Origin of the sequence: Thalassococcus lentus, assembly GCF_028023555.1 — a bacterium.
In the GTDB taxonomy this organism is placed as follows: domain Bacteria; phylum Pseudomonadota; class Alphaproteobacteria; order Rhodobacterales; family Rhodobacteraceae; genus Thalassococcus_A; species Thalassococcus_A lentus.
In genome coordinates this window covers 637,706-663,749 of record NZ_JAQIOY010000001.1, presented here as the reverse complement: position 1 = coordinate 663,749, position 26,044 = coordinate 637,706, and the positions used below count along the sequence as shown (strand labels likewise).

Sequence of the window (26,044 nt, the reverse complement as noted above, 5' to 3'; positions counted from 1 at the left end):
TCAGATCCGTTGCCCCCAAAGGTCATATTCTCCGGCCTCATCAACTTCGACCTGAACAATATCACCGGGGTTCAGTCCCTCGGTTCCTTCGTCGATAAACAGATTACCGTCGATTTCCGGGGCATCCGCCATTGTGCGGCAGGTGGCGATGCCGTCCTCGTCCACATCGTCGACAATAACCGGCAACACTCGGCCGACTTTGGCTTCCAGTTTGGCCTCGGAAATGGCTTGCGCCTTTTGCATAAAGCGATCCCACCGATCCTGCTTTACGTCGTCCGGAACGTGATCAGGCAGAGCGTTCGAACGCGCACCTTCTACATTTTCGTACTGAAAGCATCCAACGCGATCCAATTGTGCTTCATCCATCCAATCCAGAAGGGTTTGGAACTCGGCTTCGGTCTCTCCGGGGTACCCAACAATGAAGGTGCTGCGCAGGGTGATATCCGGACAGATCGAACGCCACTCTGCAATACGGTCCAGGGTCTTCTCTGCGGCGGCTGGCCGGGCCATACGGCGCAGAACATCCGGGTGCGCATGCTGAAACGGAATATCAAGATAAGGCAGCAATCCATTACCCGCATCGGCCATCGCATCAATGACCTGCGCAACATGCGGATATGGGTAGACGTAGTGTAGACGAACCCACGCGCCCAAGGTTCCAAGATCCCTCGCAAGATCGAGAAAGGGAAATTTGATTTCGCGGTCTTTCCAGTCGGTTCCGTATGCACTGGTATCTTGCGAAATAACCAACAGTTCGCGCACGCCGGCATCGACCAGTTTTTCCGCCTCGCGCATCACCGCCTTGTGCGGTCGCGAAGCCAGTTTGCCGCGCATGTCGGGGATGATGCAGAACTTGCAGCTATGATTGCAGCCTTCGGAAATCTTCAGGTAGCTGTAGTGCCGCGGGGTCAGGCTGATGCCGCGCGCCGGCAGCAAATCCACAAAAGGATCGGGGCTGGGCGGAACGGCTGCGTGAACAGCATCCAGAACCTGTTCGTATTGATGAGGGCCCGTCACCGCCAGAACCTTGGGGTGTGCGCCGGTGATGTACTCAGGCTCTGCGCCCAAACAGCCGGTCACGATCACACGTCCGTTTTCAGACAGGGCTTCGCCAATCGCCTCAAGGCTTTCAGCCTTGGCGCTGTCCAGAAAGCCGCAGGTGTTCACGATGACCGCATCCGCGCCACTGTAATCAGGACTGATCCCATACCCTTCGGCCCTCAACCGCGTGAGAATACGTTCACTATCGACAAGAGCCTTGGGGCAACCAAGGCTGACCATACCGATGCTGGGCTGGCCCTCACGTCGATCAGATGCAAGACGGGGCTGGGCGATATCAGGGCGAAGGTTCGGAGGGTTCTGCATTCCGCGCGTATAGGCCATGGCGCGCGACGGGGAAAGGGGGCGGGCCAAAGCGGCGAACAATCTCTGATTGGCGGTCACCAACCACGCCTTGATCTATCCACCCAATGCGTAACGTTGGATCACTTCAAATCGGCCGTCCTCACGTTCCCCGCAAAGAGCGATCTCGCTCAGCGTGAAGGGCGCAGGCAGTTTCGGCAGATGGTGTTCCACCGCTTCAACCCATGTGGCGATCTCTTTCTTGGGCAGGCGCGCAGTTAGCGTGATGTGAAACCGGAAGTCTTCCATCACATAGGGATACCCCCATTGCAGGAGCTGCGACCGCTGACGTTCTGAAAGCCCGGCCTTCATACGCCGTGCAATCTCGTGTTCGGTTGCAGGCGCCCGGAAATGATCAAGGTCCCGAACGCAGGTCTCTGCAACCCGCTGCACCGCAGCTGTGTCACCCAATGGGGTGAGCGCCAGAAACCGCCCCAAAACAGAAAGCTGAAGGCCCTCGCATTCTGCCATAGGGCATCGCTCGGCCAATTCCGCAACGGCAGCCTGCAGGTCTTGAGCCGTGCAGCCATTTACCAACCGAAACGGCGGCTTCAATGTTCCATGGAACCCATACTTGCGCGGCGCTGTCGTAGCATCCGGCAAACCGGCCAAATCAAACTGATTGGCCTGCCTGCCTTGCGCAATATCCCAGCCCAACCAAGCTGATCCAAATTCTGCCAGCGCACCGTCAGGAAAAACGTAGTAGAGTGCAAATCGAGAGTATGACATGTGTTTCTTTCTCTCATCGCATTCAATTTGGCAAAGGTCGAGGAAGCGACATGTCTGGTGATCTTTGTCTCTCGAACGCTCGGCTCGTACTGGCCGATCAGGTTGTACTCGGCACGATCGCGATCGAAAAGGGTGTGATTGCCGAAATCACCGAAGGCGACCACGTCCCGGCACAGGCCATAGACTGCGAGGGCGATTTGGTTATGCCCGGGCTGATCGAACTGCACACCGACAACTTGGAACGGCACATAGAACCCCGCCCTCAGGTGGATTGGCCACATCTGCCAGCACTGATCGCCCATGATGCAGAACTCGCCTCGACCGGGATCACGACTGTGTTCGACGCCATGCGCGCCGGTTCGATACATGGCAACGCCGGCCGTTACCGGGACTATGCCCGCAAGCTCGCCGATGAACTGTTGGCAGCAAGGGCCGCCGGGGTGTTCAAGATCAGTCACTATTTGCATTTACGGGCCGAAATCTGCTCGGAAACCCTGCTGCAGGAACTGGCTGCATTTGGACCCGATGACCGCGTTGGTATCGTCAGCCTGATGGACCACACCCCAGGACAACGCCAGTTCCGGGATCTCGACACAATGCGCACCTACGTTACCAAAAAGCGCGGCATGACGGACGAACAGTTCGCCGAACACGTTGAAAACCTTCTGGAGCTGCAGAAACGTTACGCGGTCGCACATGAGAACGGCGCGGTGCAAGAAGCCCGCCGATTGGGGGCTGTGCTGGCCAGCCACGATGACACAACCGCTGAGCATGTTTCGATCTCCGCCAGAAACGGCGTTGGATTTGCCGAATTCCCGACAACGGCCGAAGCCGCCAAGGCCTGCCGTGAAAACGGCATCGCGATCATGATGGGCGCACCCAATCTGATCCGCGGCGGGTCCCACTCCGGCAATGTTGCGGCAGAAGATCTGGCCCGCTCGGACCTTCTGGATATCGTGTCTTCTGACTACGTGCCTTCCGCGCTATTGCTGTCGGCCTTTCATCTCGCGGCGCTATGGGATGATTTGCCAAGGGCTGTGGCAACCGTGACCCGCAACCCGGCCAAGGCCGCACGCCTGCCCGATCGCGGCACGCTTAGGGCAGGTTTGCGCGGCGATGTCCTGCGGGTTCGGCAATATGACCGCACCCCGTTGCTGCAAGGCGTCTGGAGCCGCGGAAACAAGATCGGCTGAACCCGCAGAGCGGCCGGACGCTGCATCGGCGGAAAAACGGCCATTCCACGATCTGTTGGTTGCACGCCGAGGCCGTGCATGAAACCCATGGCCACAATAAGAAGCAGACAGGATAGAACATGAAACTGATTTGGAAGGCCTTGGGTTTCCTGGCCGTCTTGTTGGTCATTGCCGTGATGGGTATCGCCTTTTTGCCCGCAGACCGGCTGGGCAAAATCGCGTCTGATCAACTGTCGCGGCAACTCGACCGTCCGGTTGTTCTCAGTGACGCAGCCCTTTCAATCTGGCCTGTTTTGGGTCTGCAGGCCGGTGGATTGCAAATCGGCAATCCGGATTGGGCAGGCCCTGAACCAATGTTTACCGCGCAAAGCGCAGGGATTGGTCTGGACGCAATGGCGGCCATTCGAGGCCGGATCGAGATCAAGAGCCTGACCGCGGCCTCTCCGACACTGCGCTTGATCTCTGATGGTTCTGGGAAGGCCAATTGGGATTTCTCGGCAGATCAGGGCAGCGCAGAACAATCCTCTGGTATCCCAAGCTTCACGCTGGACAGGTTAAGCATCACAAACGGGACATTCGTCTTTCAAAGCCCGGATGGCACAACGCGTGTGGATGATACCGATCTGACCTTGCGCTGGCCTGACATGAATGGCCCGATGCTCATCTCGGCCAATCTGGACCCGGGCAACGGTTCAATTGCAGTAACAGCAAACATTCAAAGGCCTCTTGCCGCGCTGTCTGGCGGCGCGGGTCCGGTGGATGCCACGCTGAAGGCAGGTGGCGGCACGATCGGATTTGATGGTCTGGCTGGCCCGGCACCCGAAGCCAAGGGGACGCTCACACTCGACCTTCCTCAGACTGCGCAAATAGCTGCTGTCATGGGCCAGATTGGCGTTGACCTGCCCGAGGGCTTGGGACGATCGCTGTCGGGAACGTTGGCCGTGACTCTGACGCGCGATGGGTTGCTCGCCATTCGCGACGCCAATTTGCAACTAGACGGCAACGCCATTGAGGCCGCGGCTGACATCAAACTTGCCAACAAGCCGCATGTGAACGCGCAAATCCGCGCCAAAGCACTGGATCTGTCCGGCCTGACCGGAACGTCACAGGACGCACCGGCCAGCGACGGCTGGTCAGACGCACCCATCGATGCCTCCGGGCTGGCGGCCTTTGACGGAGAAATAGCCCTGATTTCCGATGCATTGACAGTTGGTGATCTCAGCTTTGGCAAGACACGAGCCTTGATGAGCGTCGACAATTCGCGCGCCGTTTTCGAACTGCGCGAACTGTCAGGCTATGATGGTGTGATGACCGGTAATTTTGTGGCGAACAATCGATCTGGGCTGTCTGTGCGAGCCGATCTGGCATTCGGCGGTGTGGCGCTGCAACCTATCTTGCGCGATGCCATGGGCCTTGAACGGATGGAAGGCCCCGCAGATGGCAGCCTGTCACTTCTGGGGTCGGGTCAAAGCACGGCTGCAATCATGGCCTCACTGTCCGGAGATGGCGCGCTGCGTGCCGGCCCCGGTCGGGTCAACGGCATCGATCTGGACCAAGTTCTAAGCGGCCAGGCAGCCGGGGGCACCACGATTTTTGAACAGGCCACCGGCACCTTCACAATCAAGAGCGGCGTTATGCGCAACGATGATCTGTTCATGGACATGCCTGTTTTTCAGGCCAAGGGCGAAGGTCGTGTGGATCTGGGCAAACGGTCGCTGGATTACCTGCTGACCGTTTTTGCCCCAAACGCGCGGGACGGGCGTGGTCTGGCGGTGCCTGTCCGGGTCAAAGGGCCGTGGACGGGCCCTGCGATCAACGTCGATCTGGGTGCCGCGATTGAACAGAACTTTGCAGAAGAGCGGAAACAACTCGAAGAAAAAGCCCGCGCCAAGGTCAACGATGCCTTGGAAGAGCGGCTGGGCGTAACCGTGGAAGAGGGCGAGAACCTGCAGGACGTTCTTCAAAACAAGCTCGAAGAAGAAGCTAAGAAGGGCCTTCTGAACCTACTGGACAAATAAACCCATCTGCCTGACGGAAAACAAAAGGGCGATCCAAATGGATCGCCCTTTTTCAATTGCTTGGTGCGGTAGCTTAGCGGCGGCGGTCCCGTCGCGAAGACATGGGCTGGAAAGCCACGCCCACATGGGCTTCGCAGTAAGGTTTTCCCGTTTGCGTCGGCAATCCGCAGAACCAGAAGTCTTCGGTCGCGGGATCGCCCACAGGCCATTTGCAGGTCCGCTCGGTCAATTCCATAAGGCTGATTTTCTTGGCCTTCTTTTCGACCTCGTTGACCTTGGCCAATGCCTCAGGGCTGATTTCGTTTGCCGAAGGCTGCGGCGGCAGGGGTTGCCCCGCCGGAATGATTTGCTTGCGCGCTGGCGAAGCAGAGGCCGGTACCGGCTTGACCGCGGGTTCGGTTTTCGGCTGTGGCGCTGCAGCGGGCTGTTTGGGCTGCGCCTTGGCCTTGGGTTTTGCCTCGGCCTTGGGTTTTGCGTCAGCCTTTGACGAACCACCACCACCGGCGCGGTTCGACAGGCCCAGACGATGAACCTTGCCGATAACGGCATTGCGGGTCACGCCGCCCAATTCCTTGGCGATCTGGCTGGCAGACTGGCCTTCGGACCACATCTTTTTCAGCAGCTCGACACGTTCATCGGTCCAGGACATGGGACATTCCTTTTGGGTTGTCTGCATTGGAAAAGCGGCCGCGAGAGCAGCCGCCTGTCCATTTATCTCAGGGCCCTATTTTAATCATCACATTCCGGTTTACAAGGGACCCAACGGCGCAGTCAGGAGCAAACATGGATCATTCGACACACATTGCACATGGCACGCGTCGGTTTGGGCGGGTGAATTGGCTTGGCCTCTATACACTGGGCCGCCGTGAAATCCTGCGTTTCGCATCGGTTTGGACCCAAACCCTGCTTGCCCCTCTCGTGACGGCCGGGCTTTTCATGGTGATTTTCACCATCGCGATCGGCCCGCGCCGTGGCGATGTGATGGGCGTCGATTTCGTGATGTTTATCGCGCCCGGCATCCTGATGATGACCGTTATTCAAAATGCTTTTGCAAACACCTCCAGTTCAATCGTCATCTCAAAGGTACAAGGCAATATCGTTGACACACTCATGCCACCGCTGGCACCCCTAGAGCTGGTCCTAGGATATCTGGCAGGCGGCGTCGCGCGCGGGTTGGTGGTCGCCACCGCGATCACGGTGGCCTTCTGGCTGGTTTTGGGATTGGCGCCGGCACATCCAATCATACTGTTGGGGTTCGTGCTGATGGGCGCCGCGTTCTTGGCCGCGCTCGGCATGATCGCCGGAATATTTGCAAATAAGTTCGATCAGATGGCGGCCATCACGAACTTTGTCATAACACCATTGGCGTTTCTCTCAGGGACCTTCTACTCGGTCGAGGCCCTGCCACCGGGATTGTATCAAATCACACATGTGAACCCCGTATTCTATCTGATCGACGGGGCCCGATTTGGCATGATCGGCGTATCTGACAGCAGCCCATACCTTGGGTTCGGCATCGCCAGCTTGTCCACTGTCGCCGTTTGCGGTTTGGCTTGGGTGTTCTTTAAGACCGGGTACCGGATCAAAAGCTGATCACGGCCGTCTTGGGCGTCAATCGCAAGCAGCGGTTACGATGATTTCAACCTTAAGCTCGGGGCGGGCAAGCGCCGCTTCTCCGCAGGCACGGGCGGGCGCGTGTCCTTCCGGAACCCACGCATCCCAAACCGCGTTCATCTCGGCAAAGTCCTTCATGTCCGACAGCCAGATGATGGCCTGCAACATACGCTCTGGCGACGAACCCGCCTGTGCCAGCAATCCTTCAACGCGCGAAATGCAGTCCCGCGTTTGGTCCGCCACGGTTTCACCGCTACCCACTTGGCCGCATAGATAGGCAACGCCATTGTGCTTGACGATCTTGCTCATGCGGGCGCCAGTTTCCATCCGTTCGATCATGGGTCTCATCCTTGTTGATTTCGTTCAGCCTGACCTCAGCCGGGAATACTGTCCAGCCAGTTTCGTAGGGCATTGGTTGTTTCGTCCGGCTGCTCAAGTGTTGGCAAGTGGCCCGCCCCATTGATGATTGTCAGCGTACTTTGAGGCATCAGATCATGCATCAGCTTGTGACGTGACACCGGACAGAGCGCATCATCAATACCGCAAAGCACAAGCGCAGGGCCTTTATAGCCGCGCAACGTTTCGCTCTGGTCTGGTCTATCTCGCAAAGCCAGCGACTGATCAACAAAGACTTCGGCTCCAAGACCTATGGCCATGTCCATGCACAGATCCAGAATGTCCTGACGGTTCGGTCCGTCAGTCAGGTAGTTCGGTTTCATTTCATCGCGCATGACCTCGGCCATCCGGCCAGCTTGTGCCTTAGTGATCTGAGGGGCACGTCGTGCCTTGACGGCATCCATCTCAGCCAGAGGATTGGTGTCCATCAATGCAATCCCGGCGACCCGATCGGCTGCTTGGGATAGAATCTCCATGGCCACAATGCCACCCATCGACAATCCGCCCAGCGCAAAGCGCTCGGGTGCCTCGCTCAGGATGCGCGCCGCGAGCCCCTCAACCGTATCCGCCCCTGTCAGCATCGGCACAGCAACAGGCCGGTCTGGCTCAAGAGCCGCGATTTGAGGACCGAAGAGACGGGCATCGCACATCATGCCCGGCAAAAGCAGTACAGGAAGAGACATCAGGCCTGCGCTGCTCCGGCACTGAGCGCTGCCAACTTGGCGTAGGCGATTTCAGGATCCACAGCACCAAAACCTGCAAATGTACCAAAGCCGCAATCGCTGCCCGCAATCACCCGGTCCTCGCCGACAATATCGACAAACCGCGCGATCCGCTGTGCGACCAGTTCGGGATGTTCGACAAAGTTGGTGGTTGTATCCACAACCCCCGGCACCAGCACCTTGCCATCCGGAATATCGGCTTTGCGGTCACGGAACACCGCCCATTCATGCCCATGGCGCGGGTTCGACGTTTCGAACAGGACATATCGCGCCTTGGCCGACATCAATGTGTCAAACATCTTGGCCATGGGTATGTCGCAGACATGTGGCCCTTCATAATTGCCCCAGCAGATGTGAATACGCACCTTTTCCTCGGGCACATCACGCAAAGCATGATTCAGCGCCTCGACATGACTTGCGGCGATTTTGACAAACTCTTCGTCACTCAGATCGTTAAACAGCATATGCCGTGAGAGCGCCAGATCGGGACAATCGAGCTGCAGGTCGAGCCCGGCACCAACGATAGTTTCATACTCTTCCTTCATCGCATCCGCGAGAGCCGCCAGATAGGCCTCGCGTGTCGGGTAAAAGTCGTTCTGCAGAAACAGCGAAATGACTCCCGGCGATGCCGCATTCATAAAGCCCCGCTCTACCCCATGCGCGGCCATGGCCGCCTTGAGATTGTCGATGTCTTTTTGCAGCTCGCCCTGCCCTTTGCTCTTCACTTCGCCCATGCACATGGGTCGCGCATATTGCGGAGTTCCGCCGCTATCTGCCAGCCGTTTCAGAAATGTCGGGAATTGCTTCAGGTCCGCAGGCGCGTTGCGTGGGCTGTCACCATCAAAACCAGTATACCGATCCTTGACGTATGTCGCATAGCTGATCTTCGAAGTCTCTCCATCACTGACGATGTCTACCCCCGCCTCGTGCTGCCGCCGAACGGTTTCATGAACCGCGGCCGTCATGCAGGCGTCGAATTCGCCTTGGTCGAACGGTTTGCCGTGTTCCCGGGCAAATATGAAATCCACCACCTCTTGTGTCCGTGGGAGAGAGCCGACGTGCGTTGTCTTGACGGTCATGGTGAAGTCCTTTCGTTACATTTCCTTGCTGGCCATCAACACACTGTGGCCGGCACAATCTGGATCATCTGCCAGAAAACCGGTGACACGCATGCCGCAAGCTTCAAGCCTCTGAGCGTATTCGGCAGGCGACAGGCTGGCATGATAAACCACCTCGCCTTCAACAGTGCCGGTGACCTCGCCTGCGCTGGGGCCAACTGTGACCATCAGAACGCCACCGGGGTTCAGATGTGCAGCAAGCCGGGGCAGACATGCCCGTTGTTCATCGTCTGTCAGATGGAAAAAGCTGTTCCAGCCGATAATCCCGTCGAAACGCTCCGGAAGCTCCAATACGCGCATGTCACCCTGACGCCAGTCGCCTTCGGGCCAACGGCTACGCGCGATGTCGAGCATGGCATCAGAGTAGTCAAACCCGGTTAGGCGAAACCCTTCGCCAATCAGCCATGCCGCAATCGGCTCACCGCTGCCACAGCCCAAATCCAGCACGGATGCCCCCGGCACCAAATCACGCACAAAGCGGCGCAACCACTGCGCCTCAAACAGGGCTCGGTTGCGTCGGCGGTCATAGCCGGTTGCATTGCGTTCATAAACGGCGCGTGTTTGTTCCGGCAGTGTTGGATCAATCGGCGTGTCAGTCATTTCATCCTTTCCAGGTCGGTCCCGCCGGATCCCCCGTTGCCACCACATGGTACAGAGCGGCCTCACCGGTCATCGACGGAACTGCGGAATGCTTGACGCCTTCCGGAACGCTCATGGTATCGCCGGGTGCCAGCGTGGTCGAGCCACCGTCCCAATCCACTCTCCAATGACCTTTGACGGGCATCAGAACCGACGGCACCGCATGTTTGTGTTTGGTTTCTGTCGCGGATTGGCACGTGATGAAGTCCACTTCGAAACCGGGCTTGTCGCGCAGCATCCCCGCCTCACCGATCACTTTGCAGGGTTTGCGGTCAGCCAAGGCCACCATATCCCAATAGCGGGCCACGTGGTTGGGCAGCACTTCTGCCGTGGTCGGCTCTGGGCGTTTGGCGAGTTCCTCATCCGACATCACTGGCATAGGCTTTACACCATCGGGCAAACGCTGCTGTTTCTTTGTGTCATAGAGCTTGCCATCTTCGCCCAGCACCAGACCATGATCTGCAGCATCTTCGATCACTTGCGGTGCCCACATCACGCCGCCGCCCGCATCGTCGCCGCCCAGAATGGCCATGATCATCCCATAATCGGTGCCAATGTTCTCAAAGCCACGGAAAATGCCAGTTGGGATGTTGAAGATATCACCCGGCTCCAAAACCACCTCGCCTGCATCGCCCCAACGCCCCCAAAAGAACCGCCAGCGGCCGGAAAGAACAAAAAAGGCTTCGGCTGTATGGTGGTCATGCAAGGAGTTTCGGCATTTGGGTGGCTGCCCTGCAGCGCCGATGTTGAACCCATGCGGGATAGAGATATGGACGTGCTGATCAGGCGATTCAGACACGCCACCACCAATGATGGTAAAATTCTCTTTTTGGTCGCTGCCGGGTGTATGCGCATCGATGAAGGCGGTCTTGCAGGGATGCAGATCGCCATAGCGAACAATACGGTTTTCCATGTCTTGCGGCGTCATATTTCACCCGTATGCAAAAGGATCTGTTTCCAGACCGCGGTTTCATCAAAAAGCGTCCATTCACGCCGAAGCGTGACCTTGCCGCCGATCAGTTCTCCGAATTCTGCGTGAGAAATCCCCAGAACATAGACTTCGGCGCCCGTCGGCGCGCCAAAAGCGCCCCACCCGGAATGCTTGCCATGCAAGGACCACCGAAGTGCTGCGCGCGGAGGCATCTTCGGATCATTGCGGCCGATCTGGTGATGAATGGTAAAGGTGGCGTCAGGCAGTGCAGCGCGCAAACCCATCCAGAACTCATCGACCGGCGTCCATCCATGACCCGTTTCGCCGCCGGGGTATTCGGACTGTACGGCGCGGTCGTATTCCCGTTCCACTGCCGCCATGTCGGCACCCATCATCGACTTGAGGATCTGCGCGTATCGCGCGCCCCATTCATTTTCGTTGCCAGCGCTCTTGTAGGGGCCTTCGACATCCGTTTCCGGGGACAACGGGCGCACGCAGGTTTCCGGCCCTCCCTCGCGGACAATCAGGTCGCGGGCATAATCCTTGGGGTCCCATCCGATTTGGCGAACAATCGCTGTTTGGTCGCGGATCAGCCATTCATCGTCGATCATGTTGTTCTTGGCATGACAGTCAGCAAGAATTCGGTATCCGAGTTTCTTGCCGCTCGCGGCTCCGTAGACCCCGTCATGGGCATGCGTCGCCGTCGAATAAATCCGATGCGAACTGAGCATGCCTTCTTCGGGTGTTCCGGACCAGATCACGTCTTCGCCCAACAACTGCCGGTCGGGAAATTCTGCCAGCGTGGCCATCGTTGCACCGATAACAGACTGGTTGCCGATCACCACAGAGGCAGGCGACCGTACGACGATGTCCGGCGCGTAATAGTCATGCAGTGTTGAAATGCCGCGATCTTCCCAGATTTCCTTGGTAATCCCGACAATATAGTCAGGGAAGTCGCTGAATTTCGGGTCAAAACCCTTCATGATGTCCATCCTTCAGGAATTCGGGCCGATCCCCGCAGGATCAGTTCTCCGGGTATTTCAAGACTACGAGGCATGTGCGCGCCCGCTTCGATCTGGTCCAGCAGGGTGTCGACCGTAGCATCGACCATACGGTTCACCGGCTGTCGCCATGTTGTCAGGTTGTACGAACCCCACGCGGCCATCGGCACGTCGTCATATCCAACAACAGAAATATCGCGCCCCGGTGTCAGCCCCAGTTCCCGCAGTGTATCCATCACGGCAAAGGCCATGTGGTCATTGCCGACAAACAATGCGTCCGGCCGATTGCTTTGACCCAGCAACTCGCGCGTGGCGGCCGAGGCCACGTCCCTGCTGTAGTGCCCGTCCACGATGGCATGGGGTGCCATGCCGTGCTTGCGCAAGGCCGCTTCAAAGCCTGCCTGACGGTCACGTCCCGTCGAACTGCCCTGCCAACCGGCAATATGCGCAATGCGATCATGCCCCCCTGCGATCAGGAAATCTGTTGCCCGTTCAGCACCATCCCGATTGGCAGAGGTAACGTTCGACAACCCTTCTCCGTCTTGGCCACGATTGAACAGAACGACGGGAATGCCAGCCTGTTTTGCCCGAGCGGCCAAATCCGAGCTCATGGAAACAGACGCCGCAACAATGCCGTCCACCTGATAGTCCATCAGGTCCTGCATCACACTGTCGATCCCGTCGATCGAGTTCGGGGCAGTAAAAATCAGGATGTGATAGCCACGGCTTTGCAAGGCGTTTGAAAGCAGCTCAAGCGCCACCGGATAGAACTGGTTCTCAAGATACGCGACCACCAGCCCAATGATCCTGCTTTTGCCAGAGACCATGGCGCGTGCAAGTACATTTGGCCTGTACCCCAACTGCTGCGCCGCCGCCTTGACCTTTTCCACGGTCTTTGGCGACGCCGATGCGCCGGGCGTAAACACCCGGCTGACCGCCGACTGGGAAACGCCAGCCAGACGCGCAACTTCTGCCGATGTGACCTTGCTCTGCGCCATCAGTCTGCTGTCCAGCCTCCATCAACAAGGATCGATGTTCCGGTCACGAGTGACGACGCCTCAGACGCCAGATAGACCGCTGCACCCATAATGTCCGCGACCGCGCCGACACGGCCCAATTTGATCTTGTCCTCGATCCAGGCCCGTTTGGCCGGATCGTCGAAAGTGGGCTGGGTCAATTCTGTCAAAATGAACGTGGGGCAAATCGTGTTCACACGAATCCCCTTTGGTCCCCACTCCAACGCCATGGACTTGGTCATGCCTTCAACCGCGTGCTTGGTCGCACAGTACACCGCACGATCCGGGCCACCCACATGGCCCATCTGGCTGGAAATATTGATCAGGCTTCCCGGCCGCCCGGCGGCGATCAAACCCTTGGCAACCGTCCGGGTCAGAAAATATGCCGCCCGTACATTGATATCCATAACGGCATCGTAGTCTGCGAGCTCGGTGTCCACCGCAGGGCTATGCCGCGCCAAGCCAGCCGCGTTGAGCAAGATGTCAAATGGGCCATTCTCGGCAACGGCCTGTTCGACAACGGCCATATCCGTGATGTCCATGGGAAGGGACTGCGCAGCCCACCCACGAGACCGCATTTCCTCGGTGATTGCATCAAGACGATCCGCCCGACGTGCAATCAGAGTGACCTCTGCGCCAGCCTCAGCCAGAGCGGTTGCGCAGCCAAGGCCAATTCCAGAAGACGCGCCTGCGATCAATGCGCGCTGTCCGTCCAATCGGAATGAAGGGGTTTTGGGCAGGTCCATCAGTGTTCTCCGTAGGGAAAGGGGACTGTGCCCGGAACTCGGGCCTTGTTGAACTCGCGCAGTCGCGCGAAGACATCAACACCCAGTTGATTATAGACGTCCAAAAGATCGACCAAGACCCAGTTTTCGCGGATGACGCCTGCTTCAACCCGCCAGAAATCCAAACTGCGCATGGTGATTTTCTGGCCCGCCGGCGCAATCCCGAGAAAACCATCGCCGCTTATGGTCTGCGCCATGTCAGGCCAGCCAGTTACCGCCGCATAAGCGTTCTCTGCAAAGAAGTGATGTTTAACCGCATCCGGATACTGACCCCGATCGGGCATGCCCTTCAAAAACGGAATCTGATGCCAGTTTCTGAATCCGGTAATGCCGCGCCCTGTGCCGATCCCTGCCGGACCGTACCAGTTCATCCGGGGATGCCAGAACCGCTCCATCTCCATAACTTCGGGACCACCATCCTTTGGATGACGGGTCATGGCGGTCAACATGTCGACGATCAGCTTGCAGGTCTGGGCGCTTTGCTCTGCGTCTCGCGCATGTTCGGCCAGACCATCCTGTGTCATCGGCGCCGGAATGCAGAATTCGCGGCCCAATGACGGAACCATGGGCCAGGCATTGGCCTGCATCATGAGTTCCGGCAAATCCCAGATTGCCTGCATCTCGACCACGCGGCCGCCTTCAAATCGATAAAACTCGTGAAAGCGGATATGAGCCACCTGACCTGTCGGAGGAATATCGAGCAGGGGGGCGACAAAATTGCCCATGAAGTGCCCGGCGCAACCAACCCAGTCTGCGCCATCTTCATCAGCCCCTGCGACGACAATCCAGTCCCGACGCTCAAGATCCGGCATCGCAACCACGAGCGGCGCAAGCACAGTGTCATTGAATGCTTCGGGACCGGTCAAATCCCCGAATGGGTGACATAGATGCAAAACGGCATCCGGCGCGAACGTCGCATCCAATGCCGCCCGGATCGCGCCTTGATCCCAATCCCGCTGAGCAGCGCGCAGCGGCGCAAGCGCCGCTTTGTTATGCCCGTGCGGATCGTTCATTCAGCGGCTTGGCCATAGGGGACATTCTTGCCGCCATAGCGGCGTACGCGAATGTTGCACTGTTCGGCGTGGCCGACAAACCCTTCGAGCATGCACAACCGCGATCCGTATTCACCTACCAGCGTCGCCGCCTCGTCGGTCAAAACCTTCTGGTAGGAATGGGTCTTGAGGAATTTGCCAACCCAAAGCCCACCAGTATAGCGGCCAGCCTTTTTCGTCGGCAGGGTGTGATTGGTGCCGATCACTTTGTCACCATTGGCGACATTGGTTCGGGGGCCCAGGAACAATGCGCCGTAGCTGTGCATGTTTTCGAGGTACCAGTCATCCCGGTCAGTCATTACCTGAACATGCTCATAGGCCATGTCATTGGCCACCTGCAGCATCTCTTCATGAGTATCGCAAACGACAATATCGCCGTAATCTTCCCAGCTGGCCCGTGCCGTTTCAGCCGTCGGAAGGATCTCAAGCAACCGGTCAATTTCCACCAGCGTGGCATCAGCCAGTTTGCGGCTGTTGGTGATCATGCAAGCCGGTGAGTTGTACCCATGCTCGGCCTGCCCCAGCAGATCGGTGGCACAAAGTTCAGCGTCAACGGTGTCATCAGCGATGACCATGGTTTCGGTCGGACCGGCAAACAGGTCGATCCCTACCCGGCCAAACAACTGACGCTTGGCCTCGGCGACAAACGCGTTACCCGGACCGACGAGCATATGAACAGGATCAATCGTCTCGGTGCCGATAGCCATGGCGCCTACGGCCTGAATTCCTCCAAGACACAGGATTTCATGTGCGCCGCCCATATGCATCGCAGCAACGATCGCTGGATGCGGCTCTCCATTGACCGGAGGAGCCGATGAAACAATCCGTGGAACGCCTGCAACTGAAGCCGTCAAGACCGACATATGAGCCGAGGCAACCATGGGAAACTTGCCCCCGGGCACGTAGCACCCGACAGATTGAACCGGGATATTTTTATGGCCAAGGATCACACCGGGCAAAGTTTCAACTTCGACATCCGTCATCGATGCGCGCTGCGCTTGAGCAAAGTTGCGGATCTGATCCTGCGCGAAACGAATGTCTTCCATGTCCCGCGTGCTGACTTTTTGCATGGCAGCATCGATTTCGGACTGCGTCAGTCTGAATGCATCCGGTGTGTAGCCGTCGAACTTGGCTGAAAGATCACGCACTGCTGCGTCACCACGGCTTTCGATATCCGCCAACGTCGCCTCAACGACCGCGCGCACTTTGGCGTCGTCTTCTGCCTTTTCTGCTTCTGGTTTGCTGACCTTGAGATGAGTAATCGCCATATCGTCCTCTTTTCCTACTGCGCCAGGGGTCCGGCAGCCTCGGCCGGTCCAACCTTTGCGACAAACTCGATCGTGTTGCCTTCTGGATCCTTGAAGAAGAGCCCTCTCCAACCGATCCATGGGAATTGCTGATATTGGGGTGACAGGCCCTTTGAACTGAGCCACTGCTCGGCGGCATCCTGTTCTGCGGCGTCCACGGTTAACGCCACATGGTGCAAGGATGATGCCGGACCCGTCGCAGGCGCGCCTTCGCCAAACAGCGCCAATACGGTGGTATGACCGCCGTAGCCTTCGCCAATCTGAAAGAACGCGATGTGGTCTGAATACTCACCCTCCAAAGGGGTAAGCCCGACAACATCGCGATAGAAGACGCGCATGGTCTCCAGATCGCGGCATCGAACTGCCACTTCGCCCAGCGCGCGGATTTGATACCCACGGTTCATTCAGCACCCTCGGGTCGGGGTGCGGTACGTTCACCGCGGTCAAAGGCTTCCCAGCCTTCTCCCTGGAAAACGTCAACGCCCAGTTGCGCCATGACATGAGGAAAATCGACCATCACCCAATTGTCGGTGATCTTGCCGTCTTCGACCTTCCAAAAGTCCATATACCTGATCTCGACGCGCTTTCCGGTTGGTTCGATCCCCATAAAGGCGCCCGAATGCGTGGCCTCCTGCCGACCAAAGGCCGCGGCCCATTCCCCCATGTAAAGTCGCGCTTCATCCACACAGACCTTATCGGAAAAGGCCGCCTGAAAGGGGCGTTGCCAGTTATCCTGAAATTCCTTGAGACCCGTTTTGGTGCCACAACCGGTGTTGCCCATCCAGCGGAAACCTTCAGCGAAAAACTGGCCAATGTCGTCGATGCGGTGATCGTTTAGACCATCAACCATGCCTTCGATCACGCGGCGCGTATCGTCGGTCTTGGACATATCCGTATCACGGCTCAGCACCGCCTGTTCCGGGCGTGATCCCTTCATGCCGCAGCCTCCACTTCGGCGAACAGATCGTAGCCGAGTTGCATGAGCACATGCGGAATATCGAGCATGCACCAGTTTTCGATGATTTTGCCGTTTTCGACACGCCACCAATCACAATCACGCATGAATACGCGCTTGCCCGTCGGAGCGAGGCCAAGGAATGGTTTGGTGTGCACGCCAGTCAGTTGCCGCCAGCCATGAAGGAAGGCATAGGCGCCATCCCCCGCCTTGCAGTTGGATCCAACGTCGGAAAAGCCTGCTTCGCTGCCATCGCCCCAACCATCAAACGTCAGCTCAAACGGGCGCTGGAAGGCGGCAAAGGCGTCTACAGTCGCATATGAGCCGAGCCCGCCCGGACCGTACCAAACCATTCTATCGTGCCAATACGGGCGCCATGCTTCATCGTCCGAGGCCAACCCCATCAACATCGCCTCAACCAAGTCTGCGGTTTCCCGCGATTGGGCAGACTCGGAAGGATCAGACCAGATGCCATCGTGTGTCGCAGGGCCCGGCACCACGCCTTCATAACCTTGACTTGGCGCCAACGGCCAACGGCCCAGCGCGATAATCAATTCAGCCAACCCGAGGTAGACATGGCTTTCCACGATCTTACCGCCTTCCATCCGATGAAATTCGCCGAACCGCAGAAAGGCCAGTTTGTTGCTGGGTGGAATCCCGAACAAAGAACGATGGAAATGGCCGTGAAAATAGCCTGTCGATGTCACCCACTCCGTCCCCAGATATTCACCGCCAAGGACCGTGTAGTTCTGCCGCGTGCACCCAGAAAAGGCATTCATGATCGGTCTGATCACGTCAGCAGTATAGCCATCACCCGCGCGCGCCTCATTGACTGGGTGGCTGGCATTCACTGCTGCATCGGGTGCAAAGATTGCCTGCGCCGCTTCGGTAACGCCGGGCAAGTCACCGTTTGCAAACGCATCCAGAAAACGCAGGTACACCCGCTTGTTCTCCGCGCTTTGCTGTGTAGCGATGCCCATCGGCGGTCGTGGGGCGCGTGTCATCCCTTCACCGCCCCCGCGGTCAGGCCAGACACGATCTGGCGCTGGAAGAACATCACCAGCACGAACAAGGGCGCTGTGGCCGAGACCACGGCGGCCACGGCAAACATCACGTTGCCCTCGGTATAGGTCGTCCCAAGGAAAGCTGCGATCTGTGGCACCATGGTGCGGTTGGATTCAGACAGCAGCATCGCCGTAACCGCAAAGTCATTGTACGCCAGCAGGAAGCTGAACAGACCCGTTGTGATAACCCCAGGCCACATCACTGGGATGATGACATGCCGGAACGCCTGAAACTGTGTGCAGCCATCAACCTTGGCGGACTCGTCCAGTTCCTTGGGGATGTTCTGGAAGAACGAATGCAGCATCCAAAGCGTAAAGGGCTGGTTGATCGCGACGAGCACGATGATCGCAGTCGGTAAGATACCCCAGACGTTCCATTCAAAGAACGGCAGCATATAACCAGCGACCAGAGTGATTGGCGGCATCGCGCGAAAGATCAGCGCGATGATCAGCAACCAGAAGACATACTTGAAGCCCGAACGAGACAACGCGTAACCGCCAAGCGTGCCAATGGTCAGCGATGTGCAAACCACGAAAAAGCAAATGATGAAGGTGTTGATGACGTTACGCCAGAAATGGTTTTCCACCCACGCGCCTTCATAGCCCGCCCCCGTGAAGGGCACGCCATAGGTGTCTTTGGTGTTTGCACCGGTCAGTGCATTGGTCCAATCGGCGATGGAAAAGAAATCCAACTCGACCTTGAAAGACCCCCAGAGCGTCCACAGGAATGGAAAAGCGGCCATGATCAGCCAGATCACGATAAAGGCCGACGTCAAAAGGCGCAGCCCTGCAGGCATGGTTTGTGCTTTGGAAGCCATCAGTGCGCTCTCCCTCTGAAGTCGCGCCATGTGCGCACAAGAACGGGTGACAAGAGGATCGCGACCCCAAGAATCGTCAGCACCGAGGTGGTCGCCGCTGAGGACAACTGCTGTGTCTCGCCGCTCAGGTCATTGAAGATGATCCAGCTTAGGCTGGTGGCATGCGCCTGCGCGTTAAAGCCGACGATCTCTTCGAAGACCCTGAAATTATCCATAAGCTTGATCAGAGTGACAAAGGTCACAAGCGGCATCAGATGCGGCACCACTACAAAGCGCAGTTGCTGAAAGCGGGATGCGCCATCAATTTGGGCCGCTTCGATCTGATCTTTCGGCAATGTTTGGAGACCCGCATAGAATACCACAAAGGCAAAGGGGGCAGAGTGCCAGATCCCGTATATGATGATCGAAATCCACATTAGTGACGTGGACGCCTTGAGCGACAAAGTCGGATCGCCCGAGAGATATATGATCAGGTTCCCGATGATCCCGCGACTGTCGATCATCCAGAACAAGATCAGCGCACCGATGATGGGAGTGACGATCATCGGCAACAGCGAAAAGAAGATCACCAGCCCCTTGAGATGGCGGTGTAGAGAATTCACCGCGAGCGCGATCATCAATCCCAACAGGATCAAGAGCGGCACGGTGACAAATGTGTAAGTGAGCGTAAATCCGATGGCACGATAGAACGGCAGGTTGCCCAATCGGTCAAAGAAGGCGCCCATGCTATCTGATCCACGCCATGCCTCGCCAACTTCGGCGATCGCCAGATGGCCCCGGTCGAAATAGATATCCAGACCAACGAAACGGCCCAGTGGTTCCGCCTCTCGCAGCGCGCGGGTGGCGTCCTGATTGATCACCGTTTCCTCTTTGCAGCCAAATGGTCCACAGTTCTCAACCGTCTCGAAAACCGCCTCGTGCGGGGCAAAGACGGACTGCATCACAACCGACACAATCGGGGCTGCGATAAACAGCAGCATCGCCAGACCGGTGGGCAGAAAGAACCAAAAGAAGGTGCGATGTTTCATGGCGCTCGTCGTTCAGATCAGTGCGTTTATGAAAGGCCGAGGGCGAAGGCGGGCGACCCGCCTTCGCCAAAGGTTTTACTGAAGGAAGCCGTTTTCCTTGGCAGCGGCGGTGTAGGCCGCTTCAACATCGGCCAGCGCTTGCTCAGCGCTTTCCTTGCCCTGCATGAAGTCCGCCAGTTCATTACCCAGCGCAGTGTGCATCAGGCCCATGTAAGGCAGCATTGGGTAGGGGATCGTGCCCGCATTCGCAGCTGCGAAAACACCAACGGCGGCTTCGGTCGGCTCATAGCCGGGGATCAGCCAGACCGCCTGCTTGGCAACATCAGCATCGGACAGGATTTCCGGGCGAATACCATTCATCATCGCGATAAAAGTGGCTTCTGCCTCTTCGTCGCTGATGTTCTTGGCAACGGTCCAGCCGTCCCACCACAATGTGGACGCAGGGACATCACCGCCACCAACCGTCATCGGACCGGCGATCGCGAAACCATCGACAACTTCCTGCGGAACGCCTTCGGCATCGGTCATGGTTGCAGCACGGCTGCCCCACATGTTCATGATCGCCACGTTGCCCGCACGGAACTCGGCATTGGTCGCGTTCGAGTCATGTGTCAGGAAGTCGGGGTTCATGTATTCCGACAACGCTTTCATCATTTCCAGCGCTTTGACACCCGCTTCGGAGTTCACGTTTGGCTCGGCTGTGCCGGATTTGAAGTGCTCGCCACCCATGCCCAGGAACATGTTGTTGAATTCTTGTGCGAGGTTCCAGCCAGCGGCATAGGCGCCACCGATCGGGTTTTCCATCATGCCCTTTTCACGGATCATTTTGGCTGCAGCCAGCATTTCTTCGTAGGTCTTGGGCGGCTCAACACCGATCTCTTCCAGAACGTCAGCACGGTACACGAGGTGCTGTGCGTTCGCCATGAACGCGACCGCCATTGTCTTGCCGCCGATGGTGATCAGCTGGTTTTTCGCCAGACCCTCACCGTGCTTGGCAAGAAGGTCATCGAGCGGACGAATGACATCTTCGTTCATCAGAGCCACGATAGACGAGTTCGCGACAATCGCGGATGTGTACTCGGCCGGGTTACCCTGCATGCCGGGCAGGTTGATCTTCTGATGATCCGCTGTGAGGTTGGTGGCAACCTCGGCGCCGGTGCAGCCTTTGGCTTCGGCACCAACTGTTTGGATCGCCGGGAATTCATTGCCAACGATGCTGACGCGTGCGCCAATTTCGCAGGCCATGGCCGTGGATGTGGTCAAAACGGCCATTGCGCCGGCCGCGGCGAGAGTTCTCAGAAACATTTATTCCTCCCTGTTTCTGTTGTCCGGATGCGCCTTGCAATCACGCATCCATTGATTGTCCGGCCTTGATTGGCCGAATATGAAAGACGGCTAGCCGTCCAGACGCGCCCCGGTTTCCGCATCGAACAGATGGCAGATTTCCTGGGGAATTCGGATTGAGATCGGATCGCCGATTTCGGCGCGGAAGGTTTTGTCAGACCGGGCGCTAACCAGTGCACCACCGATCCGGACGCTGACCATTGTCGCGTCGCCAAGCAGTTCCAGTGTGTAGATGGGCGCTGTGATCTGACCGCCCTCTTGCGACACCTCAGCGTCTTCGGCACGAAAGCCCAGCGTGATCGGTCCATCTTTGACGTTCAGACCTTCGACCGAAACGCTGTCGGCGGTAAACGTACCGCCCTGCACAACGCCGTCGATGAGGTTCATCGCGGGATTGCCGATAAAGCTGGCCACAAACGTATTGGCGGGCTTGTCGTAGATCTCTGTCGGACTGCCCACCTGCTGAACGACGCCCTTTTCCATGACCACAACCCGGTCTGCGAGTGTCATGGCTTCGATCTGATCGTGCGTCACATAGATCGTCGTCACAGACAGCTCATGGCTGAGGTTCTTGATCTGGGCGCGGGTGGAAACCCTCAGCTTGGCATCAAGGTTTGACAGGGGTTCGTCCATCAAAAAGACGTTGGGCTCACGAACGATCGCTCGTGCGAGCGCCACACGCTGGCGTTGGCCACCAGACAATTCCGCCGGCTTACGGTGCAGAAACTCATCCAGTTCGACCATCGCGCTGGCGCGCATGACCTTTTCCTTGTGACCAGCGGGGTTCTCACCGCGTACACGCAGAGGGAACCGGATGTTCTCATAGACGTTCATGTTCGGGTAGAGCGCATAGCTCTGAAAGACCATCGCCACATCGCGGTCTTTCGGTTCCAGATCATTGACGACTTTCCCGTCGATCAGGATTTCGCCTTTGGACGGGTCTTCAAGGCCAGCGATCATTCGCATGGTCGTTGTCTTGCCGCAGCCCGAAGGCCCAAGCAGAACGAGAAACTCCCGATCGGGGATCGTCAACGTAAAGTCTTCGACACCAACAAAGCTGCCCCAGCGCTTGGAAACATTGCGCAGTTGTATCTCGGCCAAGTCTTCCTCCCAGAATCGCATTTTGCATACGCTTGCAATAACGCTAGACTCGGATGGGTTTCCTTGGCAAGATATTTTTGCAAACGTATGCAAATATTCGATCCCGAGGTTCGTGGATGACAAACTATCAGTCTGAAAAACAAGCGGTTCGCGCCTTTCACAAGGCATTGGATGCGGCGTCTGGCGAGGCCTTGGAAACCGTTGTTCAGCAGCATCTTGCGCCCGGACACCTTTGGCGCGGCTATCACCCATTCGGCGAAATTGCAGATGTTTCGCAGATTGCCACGCGTTTCTGGGCCCCGCTCAAACAGGCGTTGCGACCTATGCAAAGGCGCGAGGACATCTTCTTTGCAGGGTCCAACCACATGGACGATTGCAAAAGCACATGGGTTGTTTCCATGGGTCATCTGATGGGGCTGTTTGATCAGCCCTGGCTCAACATTCAGCCAACCGGCAAAATGGCGCTCCTCAGGTATTGCGCATTTTACAAAGTGCAGGACGGCGTGATTGCCGAAACCTCAATGTACTTCGACATCCCCCATTTGATGGTGCAGGCGGGACAAAACCCATTTGGTCCGCAAACCGCAGCCCACTTGGTGCAACCCGGCCCAATCACCCACGATGGCCTGCTCTACGATGAACAGCCAAAAAACGAAGGCCGAAAGACTCTGGCCGTAATCAACAAGATGATTTCGGACCTGGGCCAATGGCAATCGGGGTTACCTCTCGAAGAAGAACTGGCCCTGACATGGCACGACGACATGATCTGGTGGGGACCCGAAGGGATCGGCGCCAGCTACACGATCGAGCGCTACGCCAAACAACATGCCGGCCCCTTTCGTGCCAGCTTTGCCGACAGATCAGGCACAGGTCATATCGCGCGGCTGGCCGAAGGAAACTATGGTGGGTTCATGGGCTGGCCGAACTTTACAGCACGGCACACCGGCGGCTTCATGGGTATGCCGGCAACGAACGAAGTCGGCGAGTTTCGAGTAATCGACATCTACCGGCGCAGCGGTGACAAGCTGGCTGAAAACTGGATCTTCATAGACCTGCTCCACTTCTGGAAAACGCAAGGCGTCGACATTTTGGAACGCGCGACCAAAATCCGACCGGCGCCCGCCTCCTGAGCAAGTAACTGCAAAACATACATATTTTCTGTAGCTTATCGGCTTGGCTTGGGCGCAACAAGGATCCGGAGCCCCGGACAGGCAAAGGAATTAATGACTCTTAACGGGAATCATCCTACGCTGATTCTAGTTTAAGGGGTCACATGCCTGACGATAATTTAGATACCCTTGAGGGTGTCGATAAGCATTTTGATAAACGCAAAAGCGATGAAGCCCGGGTTTTGGGCTATTTTCAACGCATGAATATGGCTGGCCTGGACTACAAGGGCCAGATCAGCACGGCGTATGCCGAACATGGAACGAGCCTTGCGGTCAATGCGTCTGTGGATTTCAACAAAATCCTCATCCCGTTTTGTCATGTCACCTTCGGTGGCGGCTACAAACACGAACGAACGTCACATGCTCTGCTGGTCATTCAACGCTTTGCTTCGCGGGTTTGGTCAAAAAACGTCGAAATTCCCGCGCCGCCCGCTGGAGCCAAGGCTTATCCACTCTTGTACGGTGGCAGCACGACGTCAGCGCTCACAGCCATTTCTGAACTGAGCCCACCAACCTGGACCACGAAAAAACCTTTGATGTTCGCGCAACTCGAAGGAAAAACGCGGCGACACAATCTGAATGTTGCGGCGAAAGCTTACGTTGGCCTGACGAAAAATTTTGATGATGACGAAACAGGCCTATCGATCGGCGTGGGCGGCGAAGGCGAAGCTGATTGGGAAACGACAAAACTCTACGACCCAAACGTTCGGCACTTCGGGCCCAGCGCCTATGACAGTAAGCTGGCGGGTTATGTCGACGACATCATCGCACGCGATCTGAAACAACGCGTGGCTATTTGGATTTTGTCCATCGTGGGTACCCCCGAGACCTTCAAATTTCTCGATATTCCCGGGACGCTTGCTGACAAGGTCGCTGAATATGAAACCTTCGCTGGGCTTGCCATGGGCAAACTCGAAGGGTTGGGCAAAGCCAAAGTCATCGAACTGGCGAAAGCCAACATAAAGGCCATTGAAGAAAGCGGTCAGGGAGACCGATTGCCCGAATGGCTGCCCAGCGGTGCGGCGGCTTCCCTGGCGCAGAAAATGTCGCGAATTACCAAGGATATGATCAGCGACTACAAATCGAAAAAGCACCTGAAAAAGTCAGGTCTAAGCGTCGACGACATGGAAACCCGTGTCAAAGATGTGGCCGCGATCCTCGACAACGACTTGGCCTTTTGGACTCGCAATGGCTCGCTCGCCATGGATCAAAGAGAAGCAAAATTCTCAGATGAGTTCATAAAAAACAAGCTGGAACTACTGAAGTTCCAGAAAGCACAATCTGCAACCCTGCTCAAGACGATCGCCCGTGCCAAACAGTACGGAATCGGAAATCAGCAACAGGACGTTCCTCCGACCAATGCGCCTTGGCCGCATCCCCTTTGTCATCTGTCTCTGCACGCCAATCAGCGCTGGGGTAAGGTGTCAGGCGGCGGCAACATGACTTTGCCATTCAGCCTCGCCGGCGCGCGTGCCGCAATTATGAAACGGTGGGGGTCGCGCTTCATTGCCTTCCGCTATCAATCCTTCGCCCAAGGGCGAAGCGGCGGGAAACGGACGACTATGGTGACCACACAGGACGCCACGATCCGGTACAATCTGACGGTTTTTGAGGCCAAAGCATCAGCCGAACTAGCCCGAGGTTGGAAGGAAGGCGAAAAGAGCCACACGTCACGCCAATGGGCCACTATGACCTATCAGGTTGATACAGCTGTATGGCAGCTTGGTTCCCCGAGTGATAGCAGCATTGCCGCGTTGCCCAACGGAAGTGGGCAGTGCTTTGGGCTTTCTGTTCTGGCTGGCAGATTTGAGGAATACGCCCAAGCCTGCAAGGCCGCGCTTGGCCCGCTGACCTTGCGACCACAGCTCTCGGAAGACTCGATCAAGTTGGAAGAAGCGATGATGAAGATCCTGCGCGTGACCGAAACGGAATTGCGCGGCTTTATGGCATCCGCTGCGGGGTTGGTCGGTGAAGATCCCAACGCCGACATCGGCGCGATCGATGATCCAACCGGTCGCCGCGAACGGGTCAAGTCTGGTGGGCTGACCGCGAAAAAATCAATCATCATTGAATCAAACTTTGCTCTGACGCGTGTTTCTCACTGCAGACTGATCAACGGCCAAGTCGAAGAATTAAGCGGGGGCGAACACGGCTCAGGCATTCCTGAGTTGAACAAGCACCGGAACGTACGGACAAACGATGTCATGGGCAATCGCGGCACGATGCGGCTAAGCGCGATCCGGCTGCGCCATCGCATCGCGGCCAAGGATGACAACGGTCATGACAAAATATCGCTCGGCGTTTCCATGTCGCCCGCCACACAGATTGCCGGCTCAGACCCTTTCGCAACGCCGAAAGAAGTTAAGGAAAAAATGAGTTTCTGGGAAAAGCTAATCGGGTTTGACCCAAGCCAGTCAAAGTTCCAAAAGCTGCGTGCACTAATGCCAAGCTTGGGTTTCAAATATCGGCGGATGTCCCAAATTGGGACCGAAGGTCTTTTCGATCTGCACGTAAAGCACTTCCCTGAGCCATTCAGTAAATCAATCAAAAATCCGGAACGCCGCAAGCAAATCGAATTGCTCAACCTCAAAGAAATGGCCGAAATTTCCGTGTCCCCAGCCATGCTGTTTTCGCAATGAGTAC

The 26,044-nt window shown here is 57.1% G+C and carries 25 protein-coding genes; 5 read left to right on the top strand and 20 right to left on the bottom strand.

Annotation, left to right across the window (positions count from 1 at the left end):
- Window positions 1-1,383, bottom strand: a complete 1,383-nt coding sequence (rimO, locus tag PFY00_RS03185; protein WP_271431055.1) for a 30S ribosomal protein S12 methylthiotransferase RimO — start codon at window positions 1,381-1,383, stop codon at window positions 1-3.
- 75 nt (window positions 1,384-1,458) lie between these two features.
- Window positions 1,459-2,130 carry a DUF1045 domain-containing protein gene (locus PFY00_RS03180; protein ID WP_271431054.1) on the bottom strand — a complete coding sequence of 224 codons (672 nt, stop codon included), beginning with the start codon at window positions 2,128-2,130 and terminating at the stop codon, window positions 1,459-1,461.
- 50 nt (window positions 2,131-2,180) lie between these two features.
- On the opposite strand from PFY00_RS03180, the gene PFY00_RS03175 reads away from it, so the two are divergent.
- Window positions 2,181-3,323, top strand: a complete 1,143-nt coding sequence (locus PFY00_RS03175; protein ID WP_271431053.1) for an alpha-D-ribose 1-methylphosphonate 5-triphosphate diphosphatase — start codon at window positions 2,181-2,183, stop codon at window positions 3,321-3,323.
- Window positions 3,324-3,442: 119 nt separating this feature from the next.
- A complete protein-coding gene (locus PFY00_RS03170) occupies window positions 3,443-5,341 on the top strand; it encodes an AsmA family protein (protein ID WP_271431052.1) in 1,899 nt (632 codons plus the stop codon).
- Window positions 5,342-5,414: 73 nt separating this feature from the next.
- Here PFY00_RS03170 and PFY00_RS03165 read toward each other — a convergent pair whose 3' ends face one another.
- Window positions 5,415-5,990: a GcrA family cell cycle regulator gene (locus PFY00_RS03165; protein WP_271431051.1), complete on the bottom strand. Its 576-nt coding sequence runs from the start codon at window positions 5,988-5,990 to the stop codon at window positions 5,415-5,417.
- A gap of 134 nt (window positions 5,991-6,124) precedes the next feature.
- On the opposite strand from PFY00_RS03165, the gene PFY00_RS03160 reads away from it, so the two are divergent.
- Window positions 6,125-6,934, top strand: coding sequence for an ABC transporter permease (locus tag PFY00_RS03160; RefSeq protein WP_271431050.1), 810 nt, complete (start codon window positions 6,125-6,127; stop codon window positions 6,932-6,934).
- Between the two features lie 18 nt (window positions 6,935-6,952).
- On the opposite strand, the gene PFY00_RS03155 is transcribed toward PFY00_RS03160, so the two are convergent.
- The 17 genes from PFY00_RS03155 to PFY00_RS03075 form a co-directional block, all read right to left on the bottom strand.
- Entirely contained in the window at window positions 6,953-7,294 is a 342-nt protein-coding gene (locus tag PFY00_RS03155; protein ID WP_271431049.1) for a RidA family protein, read from the bottom strand.
- A 35-nt stretch (window positions 7,295-7,329) separates the two neighbouring features.
- Window positions 7,330-8,034, bottom strand: a complete 705-nt coding sequence (locus tag PFY00_RS03150) for an alpha/beta fold hydrolase (RefSeq protein ID WP_271431048.1) — start codon at window positions 8,032-8,034, stop codon at window positions 7,330-7,332.
- On the bottom strand, window positions 8,034-9,152 hold the full coding sequence (locus PFY00_RS03145; protein ID WP_271431047.1) for a cobalamin-independent methionine synthase II family protein: 1,119 nt from the start codon (window positions 9,150-9,152) through the stop codon (window positions 8,034-8,036). The genes PFY00_RS03150 and PFY00_RS03145 overlap by 1 nt, the downstream gene beginning before the upstream one ends.
- A 15-nt stretch (window positions 9,153-9,167) precedes the next feature.
- A complete protein-coding gene (locus tag PFY00_RS03140; RefSeq protein ID WP_271431046.1) occupies window positions 9,168-9,791 on the bottom strand; it encodes a class I SAM-dependent DNA methyltransferase in 624 nt (207 codons plus the stop codon).
- Window position 9,792: 1 nt separating this feature from the next.
- Window positions 9,793-10,758, bottom strand: a complete 966-nt coding sequence (locus tag PFY00_RS03135; RefSeq protein ID WP_271431045.1) for a cupin domain-containing protein — start codon at window positions 10,756-10,758, stop codon at window positions 9,793-9,795.
- Window positions 10,755-11,744, bottom strand: coding sequence for a nuclear transport factor 2 family protein (locus PFY00_RS03130; protein ID WP_271431044.1), 990 nt, complete (start codon window positions 11,742-11,744; stop codon window positions 10,755-10,757). Before PFY00_RS03130 ends, PFY00_RS03135 begins: the two co-directional genes overlap by 4 nt.
- The gene (locus PFY00_RS03125; RefSeq protein ID WP_271431043.1) at window positions 11,741-12,760 is read right to left on the bottom strand and encodes a LacI family DNA-binding transcriptional regulator; all 1,020 of its coding nucleotides are present in this window, start codon (window positions 12,758-12,760) and stop codon (window positions 11,741-11,743) included. The genes PFY00_RS03130 and PFY00_RS03125 overlap by 4 nt, the downstream gene beginning before the upstream one ends.
- Window positions 12,760-13,524: an SDR family NAD(P)-dependent oxidoreductase gene (locus PFY00_RS03120; protein ID WP_271431042.1), complete on the bottom strand. Its 765-nt coding sequence runs from the start codon at window positions 13,522-13,524 to the stop codon at window positions 12,760-12,762. Before PFY00_RS03120 ends, PFY00_RS03125 begins: the two co-directional genes overlap by 1 nt.
- Entirely contained in the window at window positions 13,524-14,576 is a 1,053-nt protein-coding gene (locus tag PFY00_RS03115) for a nuclear transport factor 2 family protein (protein ID WP_271431041.1), read from the bottom strand. The genes PFY00_RS03120 and PFY00_RS03115 overlap by 1 nt, the downstream gene beginning before the upstream one ends.
- A complete protein-coding gene (gene hisD / locus PFY00_RS03110) occupies window positions 14,573-15,883 on the bottom strand; it encodes a histidinol dehydrogenase (RefSeq protein WP_271431040.1) in 1,311 nt (436 codons plus the stop codon). The genes PFY00_RS03115 and hisD overlap by 4 nt, the downstream gene beginning before the upstream one ends.
- 14 nt (window positions 15,884-15,897) lie before the next feature.
- Window positions 15,898-16,326 (bottom strand): VOC family protein, encoded by a 429-nt coding sequence (locus PFY00_RS03105; protein WP_271431039.1) that lies wholly within the window; start codon window positions 16,324-16,326, stop codon window positions 15,898-15,900.
- Window positions 16,323-16,859, bottom strand: a complete 537-nt coding sequence (locus tag PFY00_RS03100; protein WP_271431038.1) for an ester cyclase — start codon at window positions 16,857-16,859, stop codon at window positions 16,323-16,325. The genes PFY00_RS03105 and PFY00_RS03100 overlap by 4 nt, the downstream gene beginning before the upstream one ends.
- Window positions 16,856-17,881, bottom strand: coding sequence for a nuclear transport factor 2 family protein (locus PFY00_RS03095; RefSeq protein WP_271431037.1), 1,026 nt, complete (start codon window positions 17,879-17,881; stop codon window positions 16,856-16,858). Before PFY00_RS03095 ends, PFY00_RS03100 begins: the two co-directional genes overlap by 4 nt.
- Window positions 17,878-18,759 carry a carbohydrate ABC transporter permease gene (locus PFY00_RS03090; protein ID WP_271431036.1) on the bottom strand — a complete coding sequence of 294 codons (882 nt, stop codon included), beginning with the start codon at window positions 18,757-18,759 and terminating at the stop codon, window positions 17,878-17,880. The genes PFY00_RS03095 and PFY00_RS03090 overlap by 4 nt, the downstream gene beginning before the upstream one ends.
- A complete protein-coding gene (locus tag PFY00_RS03085) occupies window positions 18,759-19,787 on the bottom strand; it encodes a carbohydrate ABC transporter permease (RefSeq protein WP_271431035.1) in 1,029 nt (342 codons plus the stop codon). Before PFY00_RS03085 ends, PFY00_RS03090 begins: the two co-directional genes overlap by 1 nt.
- A gap of 75 nt (window positions 19,788-19,862) precedes the next feature.
- Window positions 19,863-21,092: an extracellular solute-binding protein gene (locus PFY00_RS03080; protein WP_271431034.1), complete on the bottom strand. Its 1,230-nt coding sequence runs from the start codon at window positions 21,090-21,092 to the stop codon at window positions 19,863-19,865.
- A 90-nt stretch (window positions 21,093-21,182) separates the two neighbouring features.
- Window positions 21,183-22,232 carry an ABC transporter ATP-binding protein gene (locus tag PFY00_RS03075; protein WP_271431451.1) on the bottom strand — a complete coding sequence of 350 codons (1,050 nt, stop codon included), beginning with the start codon at window positions 22,230-22,232 and terminating at the stop codon, window positions 21,183-21,185.
- A gap of 116 nt (window positions 22,233-22,348) precedes the next feature.
- Between PFY00_RS03075 and PFY00_RS03070 the strand changes: the two genes are divergently transcribed.
- Both PFY00_RS03070 and PFY00_RS03065 read left to right on the top strand, forming a co-directional pair.
- Window positions 22,349-23,362: an ester cyclase gene (locus PFY00_RS03070; protein ID WP_271431033.1), complete on the top strand. Its 1,014-nt coding sequence runs from the start codon at window positions 22,349-22,351 to the stop codon at window positions 23,360-23,362.
- Window positions 23,363-23,505: 143 nt separating this feature from the next.
- Complete coding sequence (locus PFY00_RS03065) at window positions 23,506-26,040, top strand: hypothetical protein (RefSeq protein WP_271431032.1); 2,535 nt, start codon at window positions 23,506-23,508, stop codon at window positions 26,038-26,040.
- Window positions 26,041-26,044: the final 4 nt, after the last annotated feature.